Here is a 21,232-nt window from a genome sequence, read left to right on the forward strand (position 1 = left end):
GAATGGTCCGGCATCGAGCCCTCGTTTCGAGAGGGCTCGATCGCCGCAAAACGAGCGAGGGAGAGCCGCATGACGGACACGCCGACCCGCCGGATCGGCCTGCCCTGGTACCGCCGAGAGGATTATCCCCGCATCCGCGACATGATGAGCGACCGGCACAATCTCGCCCCCACCTACGATGCCTGGCTGGCAGCCGCCGAAAACAATGAAAGCGTCGGCCGGGCGGCCGGTCTTCAGATCGCCCGCATCCCGATCGAACCCGACGCCTTCGCCCGCTGGTGCGCCGAGAAAGGCGTCGAGCCGGGCAGCGCCGCGCGCATGGAGTACGTCTCCGAAAAGAGCGCCGAGAGAGACGCCTGATCCGCCGGGGAACACTCAGCTCTTGGCGACGCCGATCGTATCGGCCATCCGCGCGCCGCGAGTCCCCATCGGCTGGTGAGAGCCCTCGGTGGTGTCCTTGGCCGTCTGGTGCTCCATCTCGGCGTTGATCTCCGCACCCAGCAGCACGATGATGGTCGACAGCCAGATCCAGGTCATGAAGCCGATCACGGCGCCGAGCGAGCCATAGGTTTCGTTGTAGCTGCCGAAATTGGCCACATACCAAGAGAACAGCATCGAGACGACAATCCACAGAACCGCAGCCACGATGCCGCCGGGCGTGACCCAGCGCCATTCGGCCTTGTCGCGGCTCGGGCCGAAGCGATAGAGGACGGAGAGTCCCAGCACGATGCCGACCAGGAGAAGCGGCCATCGGGCGATGGCGAGGATCCATTCCGTCTGCGTGCCGAGCCCGATGAAGTTGAAGACGATCGGAAGAACGACGATCGCGAAGAGCGCGGACAGAATGAAGAAAATGGCTCCGAGGGTGAAGGTGAGGGACAGCAGGTTCAGCGCGATGAAGCTCCTCTTCTCCTCCTCGTCATAGACGATGTTGAGGGCATCGAAGATAGCCTTCATGCCGGCATTGGCGCTCCACAGCGACAGCCCCAGGCCGAAGACAAAGCCGAAGCCGAGAGTGCCGCTGCCCTGGGAGGCGATGCGGACCACCTGCTCGCGGATGATGTCGACGCCGCCGCCGGGCAAGACGCCGGACAGGGCGCTAAGATGGTTCTGGATCGTTGAGGGATCGGAAAAGAGCCCATAGATGGACACTAGGGCGGCAATCGCTGGAAACACGGCAAGCAGCGCATAATAGGTCACGCCCGCCGCAACCGACATGATGCGGTCCTTCTGAAATTCCTCGTAGGTGCGCCAGAGGATGTCCTTCCATCCGCGGGCGGGAATCTCGGTCGGCGTATCGGCCTCGCGACCACGGCCCTTCTCATGGGCAGCATGCGGCGGAGCGTGCTGCTTTTCCCCAAAGCCCCTGTCCTCGTCGCCCTGTCCGCCCGCGGCCGAGGGAGGGCGTGGCGACGGGTGTCCGTCGGCAACCGGCGGCCGACGACGCTCGCCTCCGGCGACCAGCCTGACGAGGGCCCATCCGAGCACCACGGCCCATAGGGTCGTGACTGCCGACGAGGAGGCTTGCCTCGTTCCAGGTTGCTGAACAGCCGGATTATTCGCCATGATCGGACCACCTCACTCGTCGGGCGCCGGTCAGGACAGGCCGGCCCAACCGTAAACCGCAGGAATAAGCTAGGGGTTCCACGCACTTGGCCACGCGCTTGGCCAAGCACTTGGAAGCCCGACGATCCCTGCGATGTGGATGGGTCGAGTCCGAGGCCGCCTCGATCGCCGGCTTTAACCCGGATGCAAGACTCTCTGGATCAGTGTCTGTCGCAGTCCATGAGGAGGATCTGAGATGGATGAATGGTCAGGCCGCAAGTGGGAGCCCGTAACCGAGGAGCGCCTGCTCCGGGCGATCGACGTGCTCGTCGATCTTGCGAAGGAGCACGGACCGAATTTCGATCCGGTTCTTGAGTCGGTCCGCCAAGAGCTACATGCCTTCCGTCGGCAGCGGCTTTCCGCAGATCAGGCCCCCCGAACCCTTGATGCTCCGCTGCGCAAAGCCAGCTGAGGCGACGCCATGCCGGAGCCGCTCGCAAGGGCAGGCTCCGGCACTCCTTCGATGGCTGCTCCGGTTCAGGCAGCCTGCAATTGCTCTTCCCGCACAAGGCGGTCCGGTCCCTCCTGGGTTCCGCGGACATGATACTGGAAGCCGCTTCCGTCCGCCGGCAGGAGCCGGGTGATCTCCCAGGTGTCGTCGATCTTGGTGACGTCGGTGGCAGCCACCATGTTGAGGAAGGCCTCAACCGTGTTCGTGCTCGCAAGCTTGACCAGACGGACCCGGTCGCCGACCTTGAATTTGTGCGACGTCATGGCTTTGCTCCCGCTCGAAAACCACCTGAGCAGTAGGAACTAACATAGGTTACCTTCGTTCCCTGCCACATGAACGAGTATTCAGAAAACAGTCCTGTCGTCCTGCTGGTCGAAGATGAGCCGCTCGTTCGGATGGCTGCAGCCGACGATTTGCAGGATGCCGGTTTTCACGTGCTCGAGGCCGCCAATGCGGATATCGCCCTGGCCGTTCTGGAATCCTGCTCCCAAGACGTGCAGGTGCTTTTCACCGATATCGACATGCCGGGCTCCATGAATGGCCTGGATCTCGCCGAGAGCGTCCACCGGCGCTGGCCGCATATCTCGCTTCTGGTGTCGTCGGCCTATCACAAGCCCTGTCCCCAGCAGATTCCGGATGATGGCCGCTTCGTATCGAAGCCCTATTGCAGCGAGGATGTGGTTCAGCACATCCGCCAACTCGTGGATGTGCCGGTGAAATAAAAGGCGTCACATCCCGAGGTATCAGAACCCCTTGCTGTCGACCGTAATCGCTATCGTGAATGCACGGCTTTGGCCGGGCGGAATGACTACGATTCCCGGTTTATCTGCAAATTCGCCCTCGAAACCCTCTGGATCGGCATAGCCCTGCCACGGTTCGATGCAGATGAAGCCGGCGCCGGGCTTGGTCCATATCCCTAGATGCGGCATGCCTGGGAAATCGACACGGATCGTGCCGCTGTCCGGTGCTCCATACTCGACCGAGCGGCTCTTCAGATCGTCGAAGACGATGGCGTCCTTTTCGAAGAGGCTGTCCTGCAGCGGAAGGGAATGGCCCTGAACCGGGGTGGGATAGACCTCCCGCGCGATCAAGCCGTCCACCGGCCGGCGAATGGGGGCCGTTTCTTCGTGTTCGAAACGGAGCGCATGGGTTTCACGAGGCGCCCCATAGGGCAAAGGCCAGCGAAAGGCCGGGTGAAAGCCGAACGAAACGGGCATCGGCGCAGAGCCGGGATTGATCGCGGCAGCTTCGATGGTCAGCGTATTGCCCTCGATGGCATAAGTGACGTCGAGCTGGAATGGGAAGGGGTAGCGTTCGAGCGTGGTCTCGTCGGAGCGGAGGCTGAAGCGGCAGCGGGACGGGTTGGCCTCGGCGATGTCGAAGGGTGAGGTGCGCGCAAGGCCATGGCGCGGAAGCTCATATTCGGCGTCGCCCACACGGATCCGATCGTTTCTAACACGGCCGACGATGGGAAAGAGCAGAGGGGAGCGTCCGGTCCAGAAGGCGGGATCGCCGTCCCACAACAGATCGCGTCCTTGCTCGTCCTGAAGCCGGATGAGTTCGGCTCCCGTCTCTGACACCTCGGCGCTCAGTTGGGGACTTGCAATGCGTACGCTCATTCGGCGGGGCTCCTTGTCCGAGATCACACTCTAGCATGGCGCATCGGATCGGGGAGATGAAGGCCCGAATGCCGGTCAGCCGATGAGCAGCTTGGCATTCCTCTCCGGACGGGGCTTTACCAGCATGGAATTCCAGCGGCTGAGAAGCTCCGGCACCTGAGCGGCCGCCATCGGCTTGGCATAGAGATAACCCTGGGCATGATCGCAGCCCAGTTCCCGCAGGCGACGCGCCTGCCCGTGCGTCTCGACCCCTTCCGCCGTGATCGCGAGCTGAAGGCTTCTTCCCAGGCTGATGACGGCAGCGATGATCGCCTCGTCGTCGGAATCTTGCTCGAGATCCCGCACGAAGCTGCGGTCGATCTTGATGTGGTCGACGGGGAATTGCTTCAGATGGGTCAGCGAGGCGTAGCCGGTGCCGAAATCATCGAGGGCGATCTGGATGCCGTGCTGCCGGAACTGTGCCAGCGCGCGGGATACGCTGTCGGAATTGCGCCCGAGAAGCACGGTCTCGGTGACCTCCACTTCGAAGAAGGTCGGTGGCACCTTGAGCCAGTCGAGCGTCCGCAGCATGTTGTCGACCACGCCCGACTGGGCGAATTCCGCCGGAGACAGATTCAACGCGATCCGGCCGAAGGGTAGATCCTGATCGAGCCATTCGCGCACATCGGCGGCGATCTTCGAGGTCAGCAGCTTGCCCATGGACGCTGCAATCTCGTGATCCTCGAAGACGGCACCGAAGAAGGCGGGCGTCAGGATGCCCTCGCTGGGATGCCGCCAGCGCGCGAGCGCCTCGAGACCGACGATCTCTCCCGTCGCGAGGTTCACCTTCGGCTGATAGAACGGAACGATCTCGTCGTTGGCGATCGCCTCGCGCATTCCCCTGCCGAGGGACACACGCTGCTCGATTACCCTTCGCATCTCGGATGAGTAGGTGACGACCCGGTTGCGGCCCTGCGACTTGGCCTGGTACATCGCGATATCCGCGTCCTTGACCAGTTCGGTCGGCGTCCCGTCGTGATCGGGATAGGCGGCGATGCCGATGCTTACCCTGCTGACGAGAGTGCGCTTCTGATACGCGAACGGCTGACGCAGCATCTCTCCGATCAGCGAGCCAAGCCTGTTGGCATTTTCGAGCTTGAGCGGTTCCACGACGAGAACCGCGAACTCGTCGCCACCGATGCGCGCCACCGTATCGCATTTGCGGACCATGGCAGACAGGCGGCGAGCGGTTTCCTGCAGCAGGGCATCGCCCGCATCGTGACCGAGCGTGTCGTTGATGTCCTTGAAGTCGTCGAGGTCGATCAGGAGCAGGCTCACGCTCGTGCCGGCCTGTTCGGCCTGGGCGAGGGCCGCTTCAAGACGGTGCTGGAAGAGGTTGCGGTTCGGAAGACCGGTGAGGGCATCGTGATTGGCGGAGCGCCAGATCTCCTCTTCGGCTTCCTTGTGTTCGCTGATGTCGAACGTCACGCCGACGATGCGGTCGGGCGCGGCCTGCTCTCCGCGTGCCCGCAGCCAGCGCACCTCGCCGCCCGGCATCACATAGCGGCATTCGATGGAATCCGAACCGCTCGTCTGGATCCGCTTCAGAAATCCCTCGACCTTCTGATGATCCTCCGGATGGATGCCCGTCATGAAGGTTCTGTCCGGGCCGGGATGGATCCCCAGAAGAGCAAGCGAGTTCTTCGAGCGCGTCGTGGCGGCCGTTTGCGGATTGAACTCCCACGCGATCATGTGAGCGGCCTTCAAGGCCAGCTGCAGCCGCTCCTCGCTGTCGCTCAGCGCCTGTTCCGATTGCTTGCGCTCATGGATGTCCATGGCGATGCCGAACCATTGCTCGACATTGCCCTGTTCGTTCTTGAGAGGCTGTCCGCGAACGATGAACCATCGGTACATGCCGTCTAAGGCCCGGCGGAGCGGCATCTCGATTTCGAAGGAGAGGCCCTTCTCAAGGGCTTCCTTCCATTGGCCCATGCTCCGCTCACAATGCGAAGGCTGGACGATGGAAGTCCACTCTTCTGGCGGCGAGGTGTCGGAGCGCAGGCCCGTATACTCGTACCAGACGTCGTTGCAGTAGGTGAACTCGCCATCCAGATCGGTGAACCAGACCACCTGCGGTGAGGTGAAGGAAAGCGGCATCACGTCGACGAGCGTGCGCAGGCGCTGCTCGTTTCTGCGCAGGCTCTGCTCGGTGTGGCGAAACTCCGTGATGTCGCGGGAAATGCATAGGAAACCCTGCGGCGTGCTATTTCTGCCCATGATGGGAGTGACGACTACGTCCCACCATTTCTGCGTTCCCGTCGATGTCGCGCACGGCCCCTGGAAGCGACCCGTGCCCCCGGCCCTGGCGGCGTCGATTGCCTTGTCCGCATCCTCTCCGGCAAGGCTGCTCCAGAGGTCGGACCAGCTGCGTCCCTCGACCGTGCTGAAGTCCGGGACTTCCATGGCGCGCATGCCGCCCTGGCTCATGAAGCGAAGCCGGCCCTGCAGGTCGAAGACCTTGATGCAATCCTCGGAGCTTGCAAGCAGCCGGCGCGAGAACTCCTCGCTCTCCGCCACGGCCCTGCTCGCGAGCTTCAGCTCGAGCTGACACATGACGGCACGCGCCAGGGCGCTTAGCGCCTCAGCCTGCTGCGGCTTCAATCCCTCGGGGCGAGCGTCGCGATCGAGCACGCAGAGCATGCCGAGAGGCAGGCCATCTGAAGTGGTCAGCGGTGCTCCGGCATAAAAGGACGGCATGGGAGTGCCGTCGAGGGCGGGGAGATCCTTGAAGCGCGGATCGTGTGTGAGATCAGAGACGATGGACAATCCCGGCTGCAGCATCGCCTGGCTGCAAACCGATGCCTCCCGAGGAACCTCCGTGACGTCCAGTCCGATCTTCGCCTTGAGCCATTGCCGCCGCTCATCGATGAAGGAAATGTAGGCGATCGGAGCGTTGCAGATCTGGGCTGCTATCCTCGCGATGCTGTCGAACTCGACGTCCGGCTCCGTATCGAGAATGTCGAACTTCTGGAGCGCAGCAAGGCGGTCGACCTCCTTCCATTCAGGCAGATAGCTGGAACCTTGACGTTCGATCATACGGAAAATGCCTGCTCGGAAGCATGTGAGCTCTTCGAAAGATGCCGGAGTTCAACCGACTTCAACGGAACGGCATCATGCCTCGAGAAAAACTCGATCCGTTGCATTCATGATCCGGGCTCAAGACCGGTAAAATGGCAGAGCATCATGCCGGCCTTCAAGAAGGCGTGCCATAGTGCTGATGACGTATTGTCCGCAATGACATGAACGATAGTCAGCTTCAGGAAATACTGGTGGCGCAGATTGAGGTCAAGAATCGGCGGACCCTCACGATCACTTAGAGTTAATGGAATGCGGCGACCCGCTCGCGAGGCGACGTGATCGGATTCGCATTTGTCGCACCCGATTCCAGCCTGACGACCTCGCGGCCAGCCGCAATCTTCTCCCGAGGATGTAAGTGTTCCTACGTATGCCGTGATTGCGGAAACTACGTAGTGATGATGTTGCCGATAGCGGCCTTGCGCGAATGCTCCCTTCGGCTTGGGTAGGGTAGCCCGAAAAAATATGTGTCCCATCAACCTGTTGGCGCGTTTCGCGAGGGGATCTGGCGCTTCGACGGCAACATCTTACCGGCCGATTAAGCTTGATTAAGAGCCATTAACCATAAGCGGTCGGAGGGTCCCATTCTTTACGTATTGTCCGAGGACTCGGCAAAATATACCTTCCAAGTCAGCCGCAAAGAGCGACGCTGTTGAGTATAAAAACTGCAAGCGGCCAGAAAAAATAGATTAGACGCACTTAATTACTAAGGCGGGGCAGACAAAAATGTATATCGTCGTCGATGACCGGCAGATGGTTACGTCCGGATATGTTGCGAGCTTCAAGCGTGAAGGCATATCCTCCCTTGGCTTATACGCAACCGAATTCAGCGATTGGCTGGAAACGGCCTCGGATTCCGATCTCGAAGCCATCCAGGGATTCGTCCTCGGCACCTTCGACGAGCGGGTCCAGTCGGCTGAAAGCATCCGGCGTTACTCCAAGGCGCCCATCATCGCTCTGAGCGACATCCGTTCCCTCGAGGAGACCCTCGAACTCTTCACGGCGAAGTTCGACGACGTCGTCCGCAAGCCGGTCCACGTGCGGGAAATCCTTGCCCGCTCCGAGGCCGTCTGGCGGCGCGTGAATGCCAATGCCGGCAAGAAGACGCAGAACGAAGGCGACAAGCTCAAGGTGTTCTTCGACGGGCGCGACCCCGAGATCGACGGCCTTCCGCTGGCTCTTCCGCGCCGTGAGCGGCACATCCTCGAATATCTCGTCCGCAAGCGGGGTCATCGGCTCACCAAGAAGCAGATCTTCGACGCGGTCTATGGAATCTACAGCGACGACGTCGAAGACAGCGTGGTCGAGGGCCATATCAGCAAGCTGCGCAAGAAGCTGCGCCAGCGCTTAGGCTACGACCCGATCGATGCCAAGAGGTATATCGGCTATTCCTACGTCGGCGCAGCATCCTAGCATTTGAACGATGGAAGCGACTGCCCGGCGAACGCGTCCGGGCAGTCGTTTTCGTATGAAACGCAATCAATCAGGTTCATTCGATGTCTTTCACGATTTCCCGCCGCCTTGCCGTCCTCGTCGCGACAGCCATTCTGCTATGTGTCGCCGCGATCGTCGTGGAGCTTTATGCCGTCCGCGATTCCATCGTCCGTGAACGGCGCGTTGCCATTGCAGGCCAGGTCGAGGCCGCGCTGTCGGTGGTCAAGAGCATCGCGACGGAGGCCGATGCGGGCCGTGTGTCCAAGGAGGACGGCAGTCCCGCGCCAAGGCGGCGATGCGGGCGATCCGGTTCGGCAACAACGATTACTTCTATGTCTACGACTACGACGGCGTGAACCTTGCCCACGGCGTGAACCCGAAGCTGGAAGGTCAGAACCTGATGGACCAGCGGGATGCCAACGGCGTGCGCTACATGTTCGAGGTCGTGCAGGCGGCAAAGCAGGGCGGCGGCTATGTCAACTTCCTCTTCCCACGCCCCGGACAGCCCGAGCCGTCTCCGAAGCTGGCCTACTCGGTTGCGTTCGCGCCCTGGCAATGGGTGATCGGCACCGGCGTCTACACCGACGACATCGATGCGATCTTCAAGGACCGTGTGCTCGAGGCCGGCGCCTGGGTGGCGGGCCTGCTGGCCGTGATGATTGCCTGCGCCTGGTTCCTCGCCCGAGGCCTCGTCAAGCCGGTCCAGGCCCTGACTGCGACCATGGATTCGCTCGCCGCCGGCGAGACCGAGATCGACATTCCCTCCGTGAACCGGTCCGATGAGATTGGGGCGATGGCCCGCTCCGTTCGGACCTTCAAGGATGCCATCATCGCCAAGAGGCTCGCAGATGAAGCCGCCATGCTTGAGCTGGAAGCGAAGACGCGCCGGGCGCAGATTCTCGACGAGATGACCAGAAAATTCGAGGTGAATGTCAGCTCCATGACCCATGCCCTCGCCAATGCGGCGTCCGACATGGAGACGACGGCGCAGTCCATGACCTCCGTTGCCGATCAGACCAATGACCAATCGGTCAATGTCGCCTCGGCCGCGCAGCAGACCACCGCCAATGTCCAGACCGTCGCCGCGGCGACGGAAGAGCTCTCGATCTCGATCCGCGAAATCGCCAGCCAGGTGGCCGAGTCGTCCCGCATCGCGGGTCAGGCTGTGGAGGACGCGAAGCGGACGGATGAGACCGTGCAGACGCTTGCGACCGTGGCCGACAAGATCGGCACCGTCATTCAGCTGATCAACACCATTGCGAGCCAGACCAACCTGCTTGCTCTCAACGCGACGATCGAGGCGGCCCGTGCCGGCGAGGCCGGTAAGGGCTTCGCGGTGGTGGCCATGGAGGTGAAGGATCTCGCCAGCCAGACCGGCAAGGCGACGGACGAGATCGCGGCCCAGATCACGGCGATTCAGCAGGCCACGCAGGAATCGGTGACTGCGATCCAGAACGTGGCCAAGACCATCGGGGAGATGTCGCATATCTCCACCATGATTGCCGCGGCGATGGAGGAGCAGGGCGCTGCGACCGGCGAGATCTCGCGCAACATCCAGGAGGCGGCGCGCGGAACCGAGCTGGTGACGGGAAGCATCGCTCTCGTGCGTCAGGGCGCCGGCGAGACCGGATCGGCCGCATCGCAGGTCCTGGGAGCCGCACGCGAGCTCTCTCACCACTCCTCGAATCTCAGCCGAGAAGTGGATGCGTTTCTTTCGGGCATCAAGGCGGCTTGAGCCGAGCACCGAAAGCCTCAAGCGAACGAGCGGATATCTCCCAAGGCACTATGCCGGCGCGAGCGATCCGCTTACTTGTGCCAGCTCCCGGTTAGTTCTTCATAAACCATAATTCCACTCTGCTTTAACTTGCCTCGACACAAATTGTACGTCCAAAACGACAAGCCGTTAACTTTATTGCAGGAAACGGAGATCTAAACTTACCCAGCGTCAGAACGGAGGCTGGCGGCCAGGAGAGGTGTTCCGGACGATCGGGATCTGTCAACGGGACGTCAATCTCTGACGGGTGAACAGGGCGCATCGCGGTGCAGCGGCGCCTTCAGGGGATTTCCAAGCAATCCCTCAAGCATGGACATGAGGTTCAGCGCTTTCATATTGGCATTATGGCCGCGTGATCCATTCATCTTGAGGCGCTGGATTTGGTGCCCATCAGTTCGCTAGTAAGAGTTGAGACACGGCAATGGACGACCTCCTTCTAGAGTTTCTTACCGAGACCAACGAGCATCTCGAGACGGTCGACGTGGAGATGGTCCGCTTCGAGCAAGACCCGAACAACGAAGCAATTCTCAGCAACATTTTTCGATTAGTTCATACGATCAAAGGCACTTGCGGCTTCCTCGGCCTGCCGCGTCTCGAAGCGCTTGCGCATGCGGCCGAGACGCTCATGGGCAAATTCCGGGACGGGATGGCGGTGACGACTCCCGCCGTGTCGCTGATCCTCACCACCCTCGACCGGATCAAGGAGATCCTGGGAGAGTTGGAGCGCCAGGGCGCGGAGCCGGAAGGCTCCGATTCCGATCTGATCGAGATGCTCGAGAAGATGGCGGCTGCGGAGACACCACAGCCCGTGACACCCCCGCAGCCTGCCAAGCCGCAGAATGCCGGAACGATGGTCTATCAGGTGCTGGAGCGCGAGCTGAAGCCCGGCGAGGTCTCTCTCGACGAACTCGAGCGGGCCTTCCAGGAGGCTCCCGGTCCGACGACGGCGCCGACAAGCGGCACGCTGACCTATCAGGTGCTCGAACGGCCCCTGAAGCCCGGCGAAGTGTCGCTGGACGAACTCGAGCGGGCTTTCCGCGAGGCGCTAGGCCCGGCGCCTCTCGTCATCGAGAAGCCCACCGCCAGCGCTCCGAAAGCCGATGCTGTTGCGACGACCCCGGTGCCGGCGGCCAAGAAGAATGCCGAGACATCCGACGCGGGCGAGGGCGGCGAGGCGATTGCCGGCAAGGTCCAGACCATCCGCGTCAACGTGGATACGCTCGAGCACCTGATGACGATGGTGTCCGAGCTCGTGCTCACGCGCAATCAGCTGCTCGAAATCGCGCGCAGAAGCTCGGAGGATCACGGCTACAAGGTACCGCTGCAGCGCCTGTCGCAGGTGACTGCCGAATTGCAGGACGGCGTCATGAAGACCCGCATGCAGCCCATCGGGAATGCATGGCAGAAGCTGCCGCGGGTGGTCCGTGACCTGTCGAACGAGCTTTCGAAGAAGATCGAGCTCGTCATGCAGGGAGCGGATACCGAGCTCGACCGGCAGGTGCTGGAGGTCATCAAGGACCCGCTCACCCATATGGTCCGCAACTCGGCCGACCACGGCATCGAGAATCCCGCCGACCGCAAGGCCGCGGGCAAACAGGAAAAGGGGACGATCCGCCTCAACGCCTATCACGAAGGCGGCTCGATCACCATCGAGATCGCTGACGACGGCAAGGGCCTAAACTTCGCGGCCATCCGCAAGAAGGCTGCCGAGAGAGGCATTGCGACGGATTCGGAAGTGGAGCGGATGAGCGACGCCCAGGTGGCGAAGTTCATCTTCCATCCCGGTTTCTCGACCGCTGCCAAGGTCACCTCGGTATCCGGCCGCGGAGTCGGCATGGATGTCGTCAAGACGAATATCGAGCTGATCGGCGGAACGGTCGACATCCGCTCCGAGCAGGGTCGCGGGACGACATTCACCATCAAGATCCCGCTGACGCTCGCCATCGTGGCTGCGCTCATCGTGTCGTCCAAGGATCAGCGCTTCGCCATTCCGCAAGTTGCGGTCTCCGAACTCGTCAGGGTCTCGCCATCCTCGGAGCATTCCATCGAGCGCATCAACGGCACGCCGATTCTGCGTCTGCGCGATCGTTTGCTGCCGATCGTGCCGCTGTCGAAGGTCATGGGACTGTCCGGCAACGAGGATGCCAATCACGGCTTCGTCGTCGTGACCCAGGTCGCCCATCAGCGCTTTGGCATTCTCGTCGACGGGGTCTTCCACACGGAGGAAATCGTCGTGAAGCCGATGTCCTCCAAGTTGCGGCATATCCAGCTCTTCTCTGGCAACACCATCCTCGGCGACGGCGCGGTCGTTCTGATCATCGATCCGAACGGTCTGGCGCGCATGGTCGGGTCGGAAGCCGACAGCAACGAGTTCCAGAGCGATGCCGGCATGGAGCAGACGGTCGCAGCGGCCGACGACATGACGAGCCTGCTCGTCTTCCGTGGTGGCGGTGAGAGCCTGAAGGCGGTGCCGTTGTCGCTCGTAACGCGCCTCGAGGAGATCGAAGCCTCGACCATCGAATGGTCGAGCGGACGCCCGGTCGTCCAGTATCGTGGACGCCTGATGCCACTGGTCTCGTGCGATGAAGACTTGGCGATCAAGCGGCAGGGCATTCAGTCGCTGCTGGTCTTCTCCGACGGCGACGTGTCCATGGGGCTGGCGGTCGCGGAGATCGTCGACATCGTCGAGGACAAGCTCGATGTCGAGCTTCTTGCCGAGCGCTCCGATCTCGTCGGCTCGGCGGTGGTGCGCGGGCGCACCACCGAGATCGTCAACGTGGCGCATTACCTGCCGATGGTGCTCGAAACCTGGGCGCGCAAGGATCGCCGAGCCAGCCAGGAGAAGTCCCTGCTTCTCGTGGACAGCTCCACCTTCTTCCGCGACATGCTCGTGCCCGTGCTCAAGGCCTCCGGCTACAAGGTTCAGACGGCTGCGACTGCGCAGGAGGCCGTTCGTCTCCTGTCGGGCGGCCTGCATGCCGACATCGTCGTGACGGATCTCGAACTTTCGGGCCATTCCGGCTTCGCGCTGGTGGCTTCGCTGCGCGCCGATCCGCAACACGCCAACACGCCTGTGATCGGAATGACCGTCAAGCCGGACCCGCAGCAGATCGCCCTGGCGAGGAAGCTGAGGATCTCCGAAATCGTGTCGAAGATCGACCGGCGGGGCCTGCTCTCCGCCCTGGCCGAACTCAATGCGTCGTTTGAAGAGGCTGCTTAATCATGAAGTCAATCGAGTCGATCGCTCCCGGAGGGGCGAAGGCAACCTCCAGGCAGATGGAGTTCGTCACGGTCACGGTGGCGGGGCAGCTTCTCGGTCTTCCGATCAGCCGCGTGCACGATGTTTTCGTCGTCAGCGAGATGACCACCGTGCCTCTGGCGCCCGGGGAAATCGCGGGCCTGCTCAACCTGCGCGGACGGGTCGTCACGGCCGTCTCCCTTCGCCGACGCCTCGGCCTCGGCGATTCGGGCAGCACGGAGCGTCGGATGGCCGTCGGTCTCGAAAACCACGGAGAGGCTTATGGCCTGCTCGTGGACGACGTCGGCGAGGTGCTCAAGCTCGATCCGGATGAGATGCAGCCCAATCCGGTCCATATGGATCGCATCTGGGTCGGGCTGTCGCAGGGCGTGCACCAGCTTCGCGACAAGCTGCTGATCGTGCTTGATGTCGACGCCGTCCTCGCCTTCGAAACCGAGCGGGAAGCCGCATAAAGAAGAAACATCGGACGAATCCCAAAAGTGGCGTCCACTTTTGGGATTCGTCCGATGCTTGAGAGCCGGCTCGGTGAGCTGAAAGCCCTTCTGTCTAGTTAGGATGAGTTCCGTGAGTTTAGATTTGTCCACCCCCGTTCTCGTCGTCGACGATTATCAGACGATGGTCCGCATCCTGCGCAATCTTCTCAAGCAGATCGGCTTCAACGATGTCGACGATGCATCGGACGGGCAGGCTGCTCTGGAGAAGCTGCGCGCCAGAAAGTACGGCCTGGTGATCTCGGACTGGAACATGGCGCCCATGACAGGCTACGAACTGCTCCAGCAGGTGCGCGCCGATGGGGATCTGAGTTCGCTGCCCTTCATCATGGTGACTGCGGAGGCAAAGACCGAGAACGTCGTGGCGGCCAAGAAGGCTGGCGTCAACAATTACATCGTCAAGCCTTTCAATGCGGAAACGCTGCGAACCAAGATCAGTGCCGTCTTCGGTGTATGAGTGTCACGCGAGCAACGGCCATGAAGCCACATAAGAGCTATCGTATCGAGGCGAGCCTCGGTGTCGTCCCGAGCGACGAGGGGACATTGGAGCGGCATTCCGAGGTCATGAACATGCTCGGATTGATCAAGGAATCGATCGTCCCGGCCCGTGAGATCTCGGCCTCCCTGCTCGAAGAGCACCGACGGGACATGCAGGAGGCGCTGCGTCTCAAGTCGGAGCTCGACTCGATCTACGAGGCGATCGCACGCACGAAGCGGGAGATCGCGACCCTGCGCTATGCCGGTGCTCAGGGGCAGGAGATCAATCGCGTCACGGACGAGCTCGGTGCCATCGTGCTCGGGACGGAAACCGCGACCAACTCGATCCTGGCGTCCGCCGAGAGGATCGACGAGCTTTCCAGCAACCTGTCGTCCCGCCTCACCGGCGGGGACCAGGAGATCGCCCGCGAGATTCTCGATCAGGTCATCAGCATTTTCGAGGCCTGCAACTTCCAGGACATTACCGGGCAGCGCATCGGCAAGGTCGTCGGCGCGATGCGGTTCGTGGAGGAGCGCGTCCACCACATGATCGAGATCTGGGGCGGGCTCGAGAGCTTCAAGGATGTCGAGACCCTGTACGATGCAAGGCGCAAGGGGGACGAGGCGCTGCTGAACGGCCCCGCTCTGGCGAGCGACAAGGGCGTCACGTCCCAGGATGACATCGACGCCCTGTTCGATTAGGCGAGCTATCGAAGACGATTCTGAACCTCCGGCGACGCGAGCAGCTCCTGAATCCTCCGGAGGCCTTGCTCACTCGCTGCGAGAATGACGCCGCCGCATGCGGTGCCCGGGCCTGAGAACAGGTAGTTCAGGACATTGGCGGGCTGGAGGCCGCCCGCGGGATGGGAGACGAAGCCCTGCAGGACAGTGGGCCCGCCGCCGCGCCCGTTTTCCACCGCCATGCCGTCGAAGTTTCCTGCGACGAGATGGGGGATGATGCGCAGCCTGTTCTTGCCGCGAAAGCCGATGGCAAGTCCTGCCTGCGCCAATGCGACCGCGACGCTCTCGTCGAAATGCAGAAAACCCTGAAACGAAGCGTGATTTCTCGATGTCTGGAAGCGGTCGAGAACGGCGATCGCGCTCAGGTCGTCCAGGCAGAGGAACGTGCGGGCATGCCCGTAATCCGGACCGTGCACGTTCGTCCCGATCCGCAGGAGCCTGGCCCCGCTGAAGCCGTGATCGGCCTCGACCCAGCCCGTTCCGGCCGTCTGTTCGCGGCCGTCGGGAATGGCGAGATTGTGGGCCCGCGACGACAGCAGATATTGCCTGGCGGGGCCGGCATCGTGGAGGCCTGAGCCACCCGGATCTGCGATCCAGCGCACCCCGTTGGCGGCATATACGAACGACGTGCAGTCGAAGTGACCGTTCTCGTGGCGCTGTACATTGAACGATGTGCAGAGATTGGCCCAGTTCGGCTTGCGTTCGTACTGCCGGAAGGCGGCGATCCCGGCGCGTTCAGCGATGATCGCTCTCGTGCCGGTGGGATAGGACAATTCCTCGGCGAGATTTCGGTCGGCGAGCAGCGATCGGCCATAGGTGGAAATCAGCCGTCGCAGCCAAGAGGCGTAATGGTGGCCATGAGGCATGTCGCCGATGGCCGGAAGCATGCCGGCGGGATCCGTGATCGAAACCGTCAGCCTGAGAGGCTCGTTGACGAGCGCCAGGAGATGGGTGCGGAATTCCTCCGTGTCCGCATCGCCTTCAAGGTTGTGTGCCAGGATCAGAGCGAGCGAAGCGGTCTCCAGCCGGTAATGCCAGGAGGCCTCGACCGAAGAGCCGTCCGGTGCGAGCAACTGATCGAAGCCGCTGCGAAGCTGGGCAAGGGCAACGGACCTCCAATAGAGAGCCATGGGAAAGCGCGGAACCGCGCGAGCCAGCGACAACAGCGCTGCGGCGGTGCGGATCTGCAAGAGCGAATGCGAGAAGACGTTCTGGCTGACGATCTCGGCTAGGGCAAAGCCGTGCCTGATAACCTCAGCAAAGAGGAGCCGCTGCCGCTTGAGTGCTGCAGGACTCGACGATGCGGCGTTCTGGCTGAGAAGATGCAGGAACACCTCCGTGCGAACCGCTACTGACGAGGGGTAGGTGCTGAGAGGATCTGCAGGCTGTCCCCAGGGATTGGCATTAGACCAGGCGATTGCAAGGTCGATCGCGCGCGAGCGCGCCCCGCGTCCCGGTCCGTCAGCCAGGGCGAGCAGCCACGCAAGCGACTGAAACTCGAGACGCCAGCCCGGCGACTGATAGGGATCTTCGCTCCATGTGAGCGCGTCGGGGAGAGTCCAGGGCTCGTGCCCGCAAAGTGCAAGCTTGCCATCGGCCGCAATGGGCTTATCCCCGTGCTGAACAATGTGCAGCTTGTCGTGCATTGTCGACAGCGCCGCGAGTGCATCGCTATCCCAAGCCGATTTGAAATGGGTGTTGGCGGTGTCGGAGCGCCGCTGCAGGCGTTCGAGTGCCTTCTCGAGCAAACCGGCGGCGTCCGGAGTATCTTCTCCCAGAATGTCCTCGAGCAGCAGGCTGTCTCCGGCGGAAACCTCGAGCGGCGTTGCCAGGTCGATGGAGGCGTCGCTCGCACGCAGCTGGAAGCCGAGATCGACCGTTGCCGCATGTCGCGGAGGAGAGAGCTCAAGGGTGAACCGACGCGCCCGCCGGTGAACGGGAATGTCGATGAAGGCTCCGACCTCCGGCGCAACGGGAATCCCGTCGTAGGGAAGCGGCAGCTCCTGCCCTCGGGCGTCGCGGAAAGCCACCCGCACGAGAGCCCCTTCCGCTCCCGCGCCGTCACGGATGAGTTGCCCTCGGACGACGAGCGGGTGGCCGGGAACGATGCCGTAGTTCAGCCAGGTCGGCTCGCCGCTTAACGGGAGCCAGGTGCTGCGGGACGCGGCTCCTGCTTCGTTCCGAGGATGCATGCCAATCGACGATCCGTCGGCAGCCGGTGACGGTCGATCATGCTGCCGTATTTCAAGATCGCTGATCGAGAACGGGTGGGAGTTGCGCCAGCTGCGGATGGTGAGAGACAGATGTCTCGCCGGTGCCGGCACGAGAAACGTGCACGCGATCCTGTTGGACGATGCCGCGCCGCGGCCGTGGTGGGCAGGTCCTGCGATAGTGGAACTGTGCGGATCGATCTGGCTTCTTGCGAGGCCGGGAACATAGGCGAAATCGATGACCGATCCATCCTCGGCGAGGAAGTTCACGCCGATGACCGCGAAGTCATGAACCGTCTTGCTGGTCTCCTCGGGATGCCACGCGATCCGAAAGCTGAGTTCACACCATGCCTCGCTCGTCAGATCCCTGAACTCGAAATCCGCCTTCGACCAGCGATTGTTGTTGGAGACGATGTGGTGTCCATCCGCAGCGCCGGACGATGGGTCGGCCGTCCCGTCGACTGAAACCGGAGCAATGCGTCTGACGTCGAGCATGGATTTTCGAGATTTCTATTGGTTGGGAGAATTGCCTAAGTGGCTTTGAAGCTCGCTGTGCGACGCGCCGCGCGATCGAAGCTAGCATCGACGGCGCGCAGTGGCGGCTGGAGATCAGGAGCCGCTCGCGACCTCCAGGAAGAGGGCCATGCGGATCAGCTCGGACAGGCTCTTGGCTTCCATTTTCGCCATCACGTTGGAGCGGTGGATCTCGACCGTCCGGATGCTGATGTTCAGCTCGTGGGCGATCATCTTGTTGGCCTTGCCGGCGACGAGGCCATCGAGCACCTGCCGCTCTCTCTGAGACAGAGACTGCAATCGCGCCTGCGTTCTCAGAAGCTCCTGGCTCTTGCGCACACTCTTTTCGTCGCAGACCAGGGCGAAGCGAACCACCTCCAGGAAGCGGTCTTCCCTGAAGGGCTTTTCGAGAAAGTCGATCGCGCCGGCTTTCATCGCCTCGACGGCCAGGGCGATGTCGGCATGACCTGTCATGACGATGACGGGGGCATTGATCCCGCGGTTCTGCAGACGCCGGATGAACTCCAGCCCGTCGATGCCGGGCATGCGAACATCCGTCACGATGCAGCATCTGCCGGGATCGACGACCTCTTCGAGAAAGGCTTTGGCGGATTCGTACAGACGAACGTTCAGGCCAGCCGATACCAGCAGAAACGAAAGGGCTTTGCGCACCCCGACGTCATCATCCACCACATATACGATCGGCGCATTCGACACTGGCCATGTCCTCCTTATCGACGGTTCTGAGGGTGAAATGAAAAGTGGTGCCTTCGCCGGGTGTCGAATCCGCCCAGATCTTACCGCCATGGGATTCGACAATCGTTCGGCTGATTGAGAGGCCCACGCCCATGCCGCTCTGCTTGGTGGTCGTAAACGGCTTGAACAGGTTCTTCAAGACTTCCGGAGCGATCCCGGAACCGGTGTCCTGAACGCTGATCCGAACCTGAGCGTCACGCTGGTTGGCCCTCGCCTTGATCCGCAATTCGCGCCGGGCGACATCCTGCATGGCCTCGATGGCATTGCGGATCAGGTTGAGGAGGACCTGCTGGATCTGGACCCGGTTGACGAAAACCAGCGGGCTGTCGGAGGGAAAGTCGAACTCGACCTTGATCTCCTTCTCCTTGGCTCCCACGAGAGCCAGGGCGCTCGCCTCTTCGACGAGCCTCTGCAGCGCCTCGATCTGATGCTCGCTTCCTCCACGGGATACGAACTCGCGGAGCTGCCGGATGACCTCGCCGGCCCGCAGGGCTTCCTCGGCGGCCTCATTGACGGCATGACGTACGAGGGAAACCTTCTCATCCTCGTTGCCGGCCAGGATCAGGCTGCAGCCTTTGAGATAACTCGTGATCGCGGTGAGCGGCTGATTGATCTCATGGGCCAGCGTCGAGCCCATCTCGCCCAAGGCCGTGAACCGGGACATGTAGGCCAGCTCGGATTGCAGCTCCTGCATGCGCGTCTCGGTTCGCTGGCGCTCCGTGAGATCGCGAATGAAGGCCGTGAAGAAGCGCTCGCCGTCCGACTCCATCTCGCCGACCTGGACTTCCATCGGAAAGGTCGAGCCGTCCTTGCGCTGGGCGACGGCGACGCGGCCGCTCCCGATGATCCGCTGTTCTCCCGTCTCGCGGTATCGCCGAATATAACCGTCATGCTGCTCCCGATAAGGGAGGGGCATGAGAAACTTGACGCTGGTCCCGACGACCTCCTCGGGAGCGTAGCCGAACATGCTCACTGCCGTGGCGCTGAAGGAGCGGATGATGCCGCCTTCATCCGCCACCACCATGGCATCAGGCACGGTCTCCAGGATCGATCTGAGATGGGCCTCTCTTGTGCGCAGGCGCTCTTCGCTCGAGCGCAGGGCGTTCTCCGCGACCTTGCGCTCGGTGATGTCCTGAACCGTGCCGATCTTGCGAACGGGGCGCCCCTCCTCATCGACCATCGTGCGGCCGATCGCCGAAACCCATCGCTCTTCTCCCGTATCGCTGCGAACGACTCGAAAGGTACCGCTATAGGTCAGGCTGCCGCCGATCCCATCGTCATAGAACATGTGCGCCATGCGCTCGCGATCGTCCGGGTGGATGCAGCCGAGCAGGATCTCGCGGGTGATGGTGATGCCGGCATCCAGGCCAAGAATCTGCCGGGCCTCCGGCATCCACTGGCGGCGCCCCGTCAGGAGGTCCAGGTCCCAGATTCCGAGCGCCGTCGTCTCGATTGCCAGCCGCAGCCGTTCTTCGCTGCTGCGCAGCTTCATCTCGGCCTGTCTCTGATCGTGAATGTCCGTGACCGTGCCGACCCATTCCTGGACGGTCCCATCTTCGTTCAGGAGCGGCACGGCTCTGGCCAGGACCCACCGGTACCGGCCGTCCGCGCGCTGGATGCGGTATTCCAGCATACCGGGCTCTTCCGTGGCCCGAATCGCCTGCCATTGGGAGAGAAGCTTCTCACGGTCGTCGGAATGGACGGCACTCAGGAATCCGAAGCCCGTATACTCTCTCTTGGGCTGGCCGCTGAACGCCTCCCATCCCCATACCTTCGTGATCGCACCGTCCGTGGCCGCGCGCCAGACGATGGCCGCGCTGGCTTCGATCAAGGCGCGATACTGCTCCTCGCTTTGGCGCAGGCGCTCTGCGGCGGATTTCTGATCATGGATATCCGTGACCGTGCCGACCCATTCCTGCACCTCTCCGTCGGGCGCGCGCAGGGGAACTGCCCTCGTCAGGACCCAGCGATAGCCGCCATCGGGACCGCGGGCGCGATACTCCGTCGTTGCGGCTTCTTCCGATGCGAGCGTTTCCAGCCATGTGGATGTCACCCGCTCTCGGTCATCGGGGTGAACGTCATCGAGCCAATCGTAGTCCTTAAGCTCGTCGGAGGGCTGGCTTGGAAAACCTGCCCAGCCCGAGAAGCCTTCGATAAGAGACCCATTGGGCGAGGCACGCCAGACCATGGCGGCGCTTGCCTCGATCAGGGCCCGGTATCGCTGCTCCTGCGTCTTCAGGGCTGCTTCCGCGACCATGAAGCGGCTGATGTCGCGGGCCGTCAGAACAAAGTTGCATAGATTGCCCTGCTCGTCGTCGACCGCATCGATGGTGATGCGACAGAGAAAGGAAATCCCGTTCTTCTTCGCGCAACGAACCTGATCCGCCGAATGGCCCAGGCTTTTCGCAGCCTTCAGATCGCGCAGCGGCTTTTCCTGTGCGCGTGCGTCGGATGGGTAGAGAAGCGAGAAGTGAAGGCCGAGAATCTCTTCAGCCTCCCAGCCATAGATGTGCTCGGCGCCGGCATTCCAGGATACGATATTGCCTTGCGGATCAAGCGTAATCAGCGCGAAGTCGCGAATGGAATTGAGCACGCGTCCAGCGTCGGCGCTCGAAAAGGATTTCCGGTCGGCGCGCACGTCGAATCTGTCGTCTAACGCAGAAGTATGAGTCATCTTCCCCCAACCCACGGCTGCGTTGCATGCAACGATGAACTTAATAGCGTAAGATCACGAAAGCAGCATAGTCGATAGGCTTGCCCGGTAACAAAAAATCAATGTTTTCGACCT

17 protein-coding genes are annotated in these 21,232 nt (G+C 62.1%); 10 read left to right on the forward strand and 7 right to left on the reverse strand.

Annotated elements, in window-relative coordinates:
- Positions 1–69 precede the first annotated feature (69 nt).
- Positions 70–360: a hypothetical protein gene (locus BB934_RS15435; protein WP_099510419.1), complete on the forward strand. Its 291-nt coding sequence runs from the start codon at positions 70–72 to the stop codon at positions 358–360.
- A gap of 15 nt (positions 361–375) precedes the next feature.
- On the opposite strand, the gene BB934_RS15440 is transcribed toward BB934_RS15435, so the two are convergent.
- Entirely contained in the window at positions 376–1,566 is a 1,191-nt protein-coding gene (locus BB934_RS15440; RefSeq protein ID WP_099510420.1) for a YihY/virulence factor BrkB family protein, read from the reverse strand.
- Positions 1,567–1,801: 235 nt separating this feature from the next.
- On the opposite strand from BB934_RS15440, the gene BB934_RS15445 reads away from it, so the two are divergent.
- Positions 1,802–2,017: a hypothetical protein gene (locus BB934_RS15445; protein WP_099510421.1), complete on the forward strand. Its 216-nt coding sequence runs from the start codon at positions 1,802–1,804 to the stop codon at positions 2,015–2,017.
- A gap of 65 nt (positions 2,018–2,082) precedes the next feature.
- On the opposite strand, the gene BB934_RS15450 is transcribed toward BB934_RS15445, so the two are convergent.
- Positions 2,083–2,319: a hypothetical protein gene (locus BB934_RS15450; protein ID WP_099510422.1), complete on the reverse strand. Its 237-nt coding sequence runs from the start codon at positions 2,317–2,319 to the stop codon at positions 2,083–2,085.
- A 69-nt stretch (positions 2,320–2,388) separates the two neighbouring features.
- On the opposite strand from BB934_RS15450, the gene BB934_RS15455 reads away from it, so the two are divergent.
- On the forward strand, positions 2,389–2,778 hold the full coding sequence (locus tag BB934_RS15455; RefSeq protein ID WP_099510423.1) for a response regulator: 390 nt from the start codon (positions 2,389–2,391) through the stop codon (positions 2,776–2,778).
- A 21-nt stretch (positions 2,779–2,799) separates the two neighbouring features.
- On the opposite strand, the gene BB934_RS15460 is transcribed toward BB934_RS15455, so the two are convergent.
- Positions 2,800–3,675, reverse strand: coding sequence for an aldose 1-epimerase family protein (locus BB934_RS15460; protein WP_099510424.1), 876 nt, complete (start codon positions 3,673–3,675; stop codon positions 2,800–2,802).
- Positions 3,676–3,750: 75 nt separating this feature from the next.
- Positions 3,751–6,750 (reverse strand): bifunctional diguanylate cyclase/phosphodiesterase, encoded by a 3,000-nt coding sequence (locus tag BB934_RS15465; RefSeq protein WP_099510425.1) that lies wholly within the window; start codon positions 6,748–6,750, stop codon positions 3,751–3,753.
- Positions 6,751–7,515: 765 nt separating this feature from the next.
- Here BB934_RS15465 and BB934_RS15470 point away from each other — a divergent pair.
- The 7 genes from BB934_RS15470 (at position 7,516) to BB934_RS15495 (ending at position 14,926) form a co-directional block, all read left to right on the forward strand.
- Positions 7,516–8,202, forward strand: coding sequence for a response regulator transcription factor (locus tag BB934_RS15470; RefSeq protein ID WP_099510426.1), 687 nt, complete (start codon positions 7,516–7,518; stop codon positions 8,200–8,202).
- An 83-nt stretch (positions 8,203–8,285) separates the two neighbouring features.
- On the forward strand, positions 8,286–8,579 hold the full coding sequence (locus BB934_RS47110; RefSeq protein WP_157934185.1) for a hypothetical protein: 294 nt from the start codon (positions 8,286–8,288) through the stop codon (positions 8,577–8,579).
- Positions 8,519–9,958, forward strand: coding sequence for a methyl-accepting chemotaxis protein (locus BB934_RS15475; protein WP_099510427.1), 1,440 nt, complete (start codon positions 8,519–8,521; stop codon positions 9,956–9,958). The genes BB934_RS47110 and BB934_RS15475 overlap by 61 nt, the downstream gene beginning before the upstream one ends.
- Before the next feature lie 460 nt (positions 9,959–10,418).
- Positions 10,419–13,217, forward strand: a complete 2,799-nt coding sequence (locus tag BB934_RS15480) for a hybrid sensor histidine kinase/response regulator (protein WP_099510428.1) — start codon at positions 10,419–10,421, stop codon at positions 13,215–13,217.
- A 2-nt stretch (positions 13,218–13,219) separates the two neighbouring features.
- Entirely contained in the window at positions 13,220–13,708 is a 489-nt protein-coding gene (locus tag BB934_RS15485; protein WP_099510429.1) for a chemotaxis protein CheW, read from the forward strand.
- 112 nt (positions 13,709–13,820) lie between these two features.
- Positions 13,821–14,204, forward strand: a complete 384-nt coding sequence (locus BB934_RS15490) for a response regulator (RefSeq protein ID WP_099510430.1) — start codon at positions 13,821–13,823, stop codon at positions 14,202–14,204.
- Positions 14,205–14,224: 20 nt separating this feature from the next.
- A complete protein-coding gene (locus BB934_RS15495; RefSeq protein ID WP_099510431.1) occupies positions 14,225–14,926 on the forward strand; it encodes a protein phosphatase CheZ in 702 nt (233 codons plus the stop codon).
- Positions 14,927–14,931: 5 nt separating this feature from the next.
- On the opposite strand, the gene BB934_RS15500 is transcribed toward BB934_RS15495, so the two are convergent.
- The 3 genes from BB934_RS15500 to BB934_RS50570 form a co-directional block, all read right to left on the reverse strand.
- Positions 14,932–17,670, reverse strand: a complete 2,739-nt coding sequence (locus tag BB934_RS15500; RefSeq protein ID WP_099510432.1) for a heparinase II/III domain-containing protein — start codon at positions 17,668–17,670, stop codon at positions 14,932–14,934.
- A 114-nt stretch (positions 17,671–17,784) separates the two neighbouring features.
- Positions 17,785–18,405 carry a response regulator FixJ gene (gene fixJ / locus BB934_RS15505; protein WP_099510433.1) on the reverse strand — a complete coding sequence of 207 codons (621 nt, stop codon included), beginning with the start codon at positions 18,403–18,405 and terminating at the stop codon, positions 17,785–17,787.
- A complete protein-coding gene (locus BB934_RS50570; RefSeq protein WP_099510434.1) occupies positions 18,371–21,118 on the reverse strand; it encodes a PAS domain-containing sensor histidine kinase in 2,748 nt (915 codons plus the stop codon). Before BB934_RS50570 ends, fixJ begins: the two co-directional genes overlap by 35 nt.
- Positions 21,119–21,232: the final 114 nt, after the last annotated feature.

The organism is Microvirga ossetica (assembly GCF_002741015.1).
In the GTDB taxonomy this organism is placed as follows: domain Bacteria; phylum Pseudomonadota; class Alphaproteobacteria; order Rhizobiales; family Beijerinckiaceae; genus Microvirga; species Microvirga ossetica.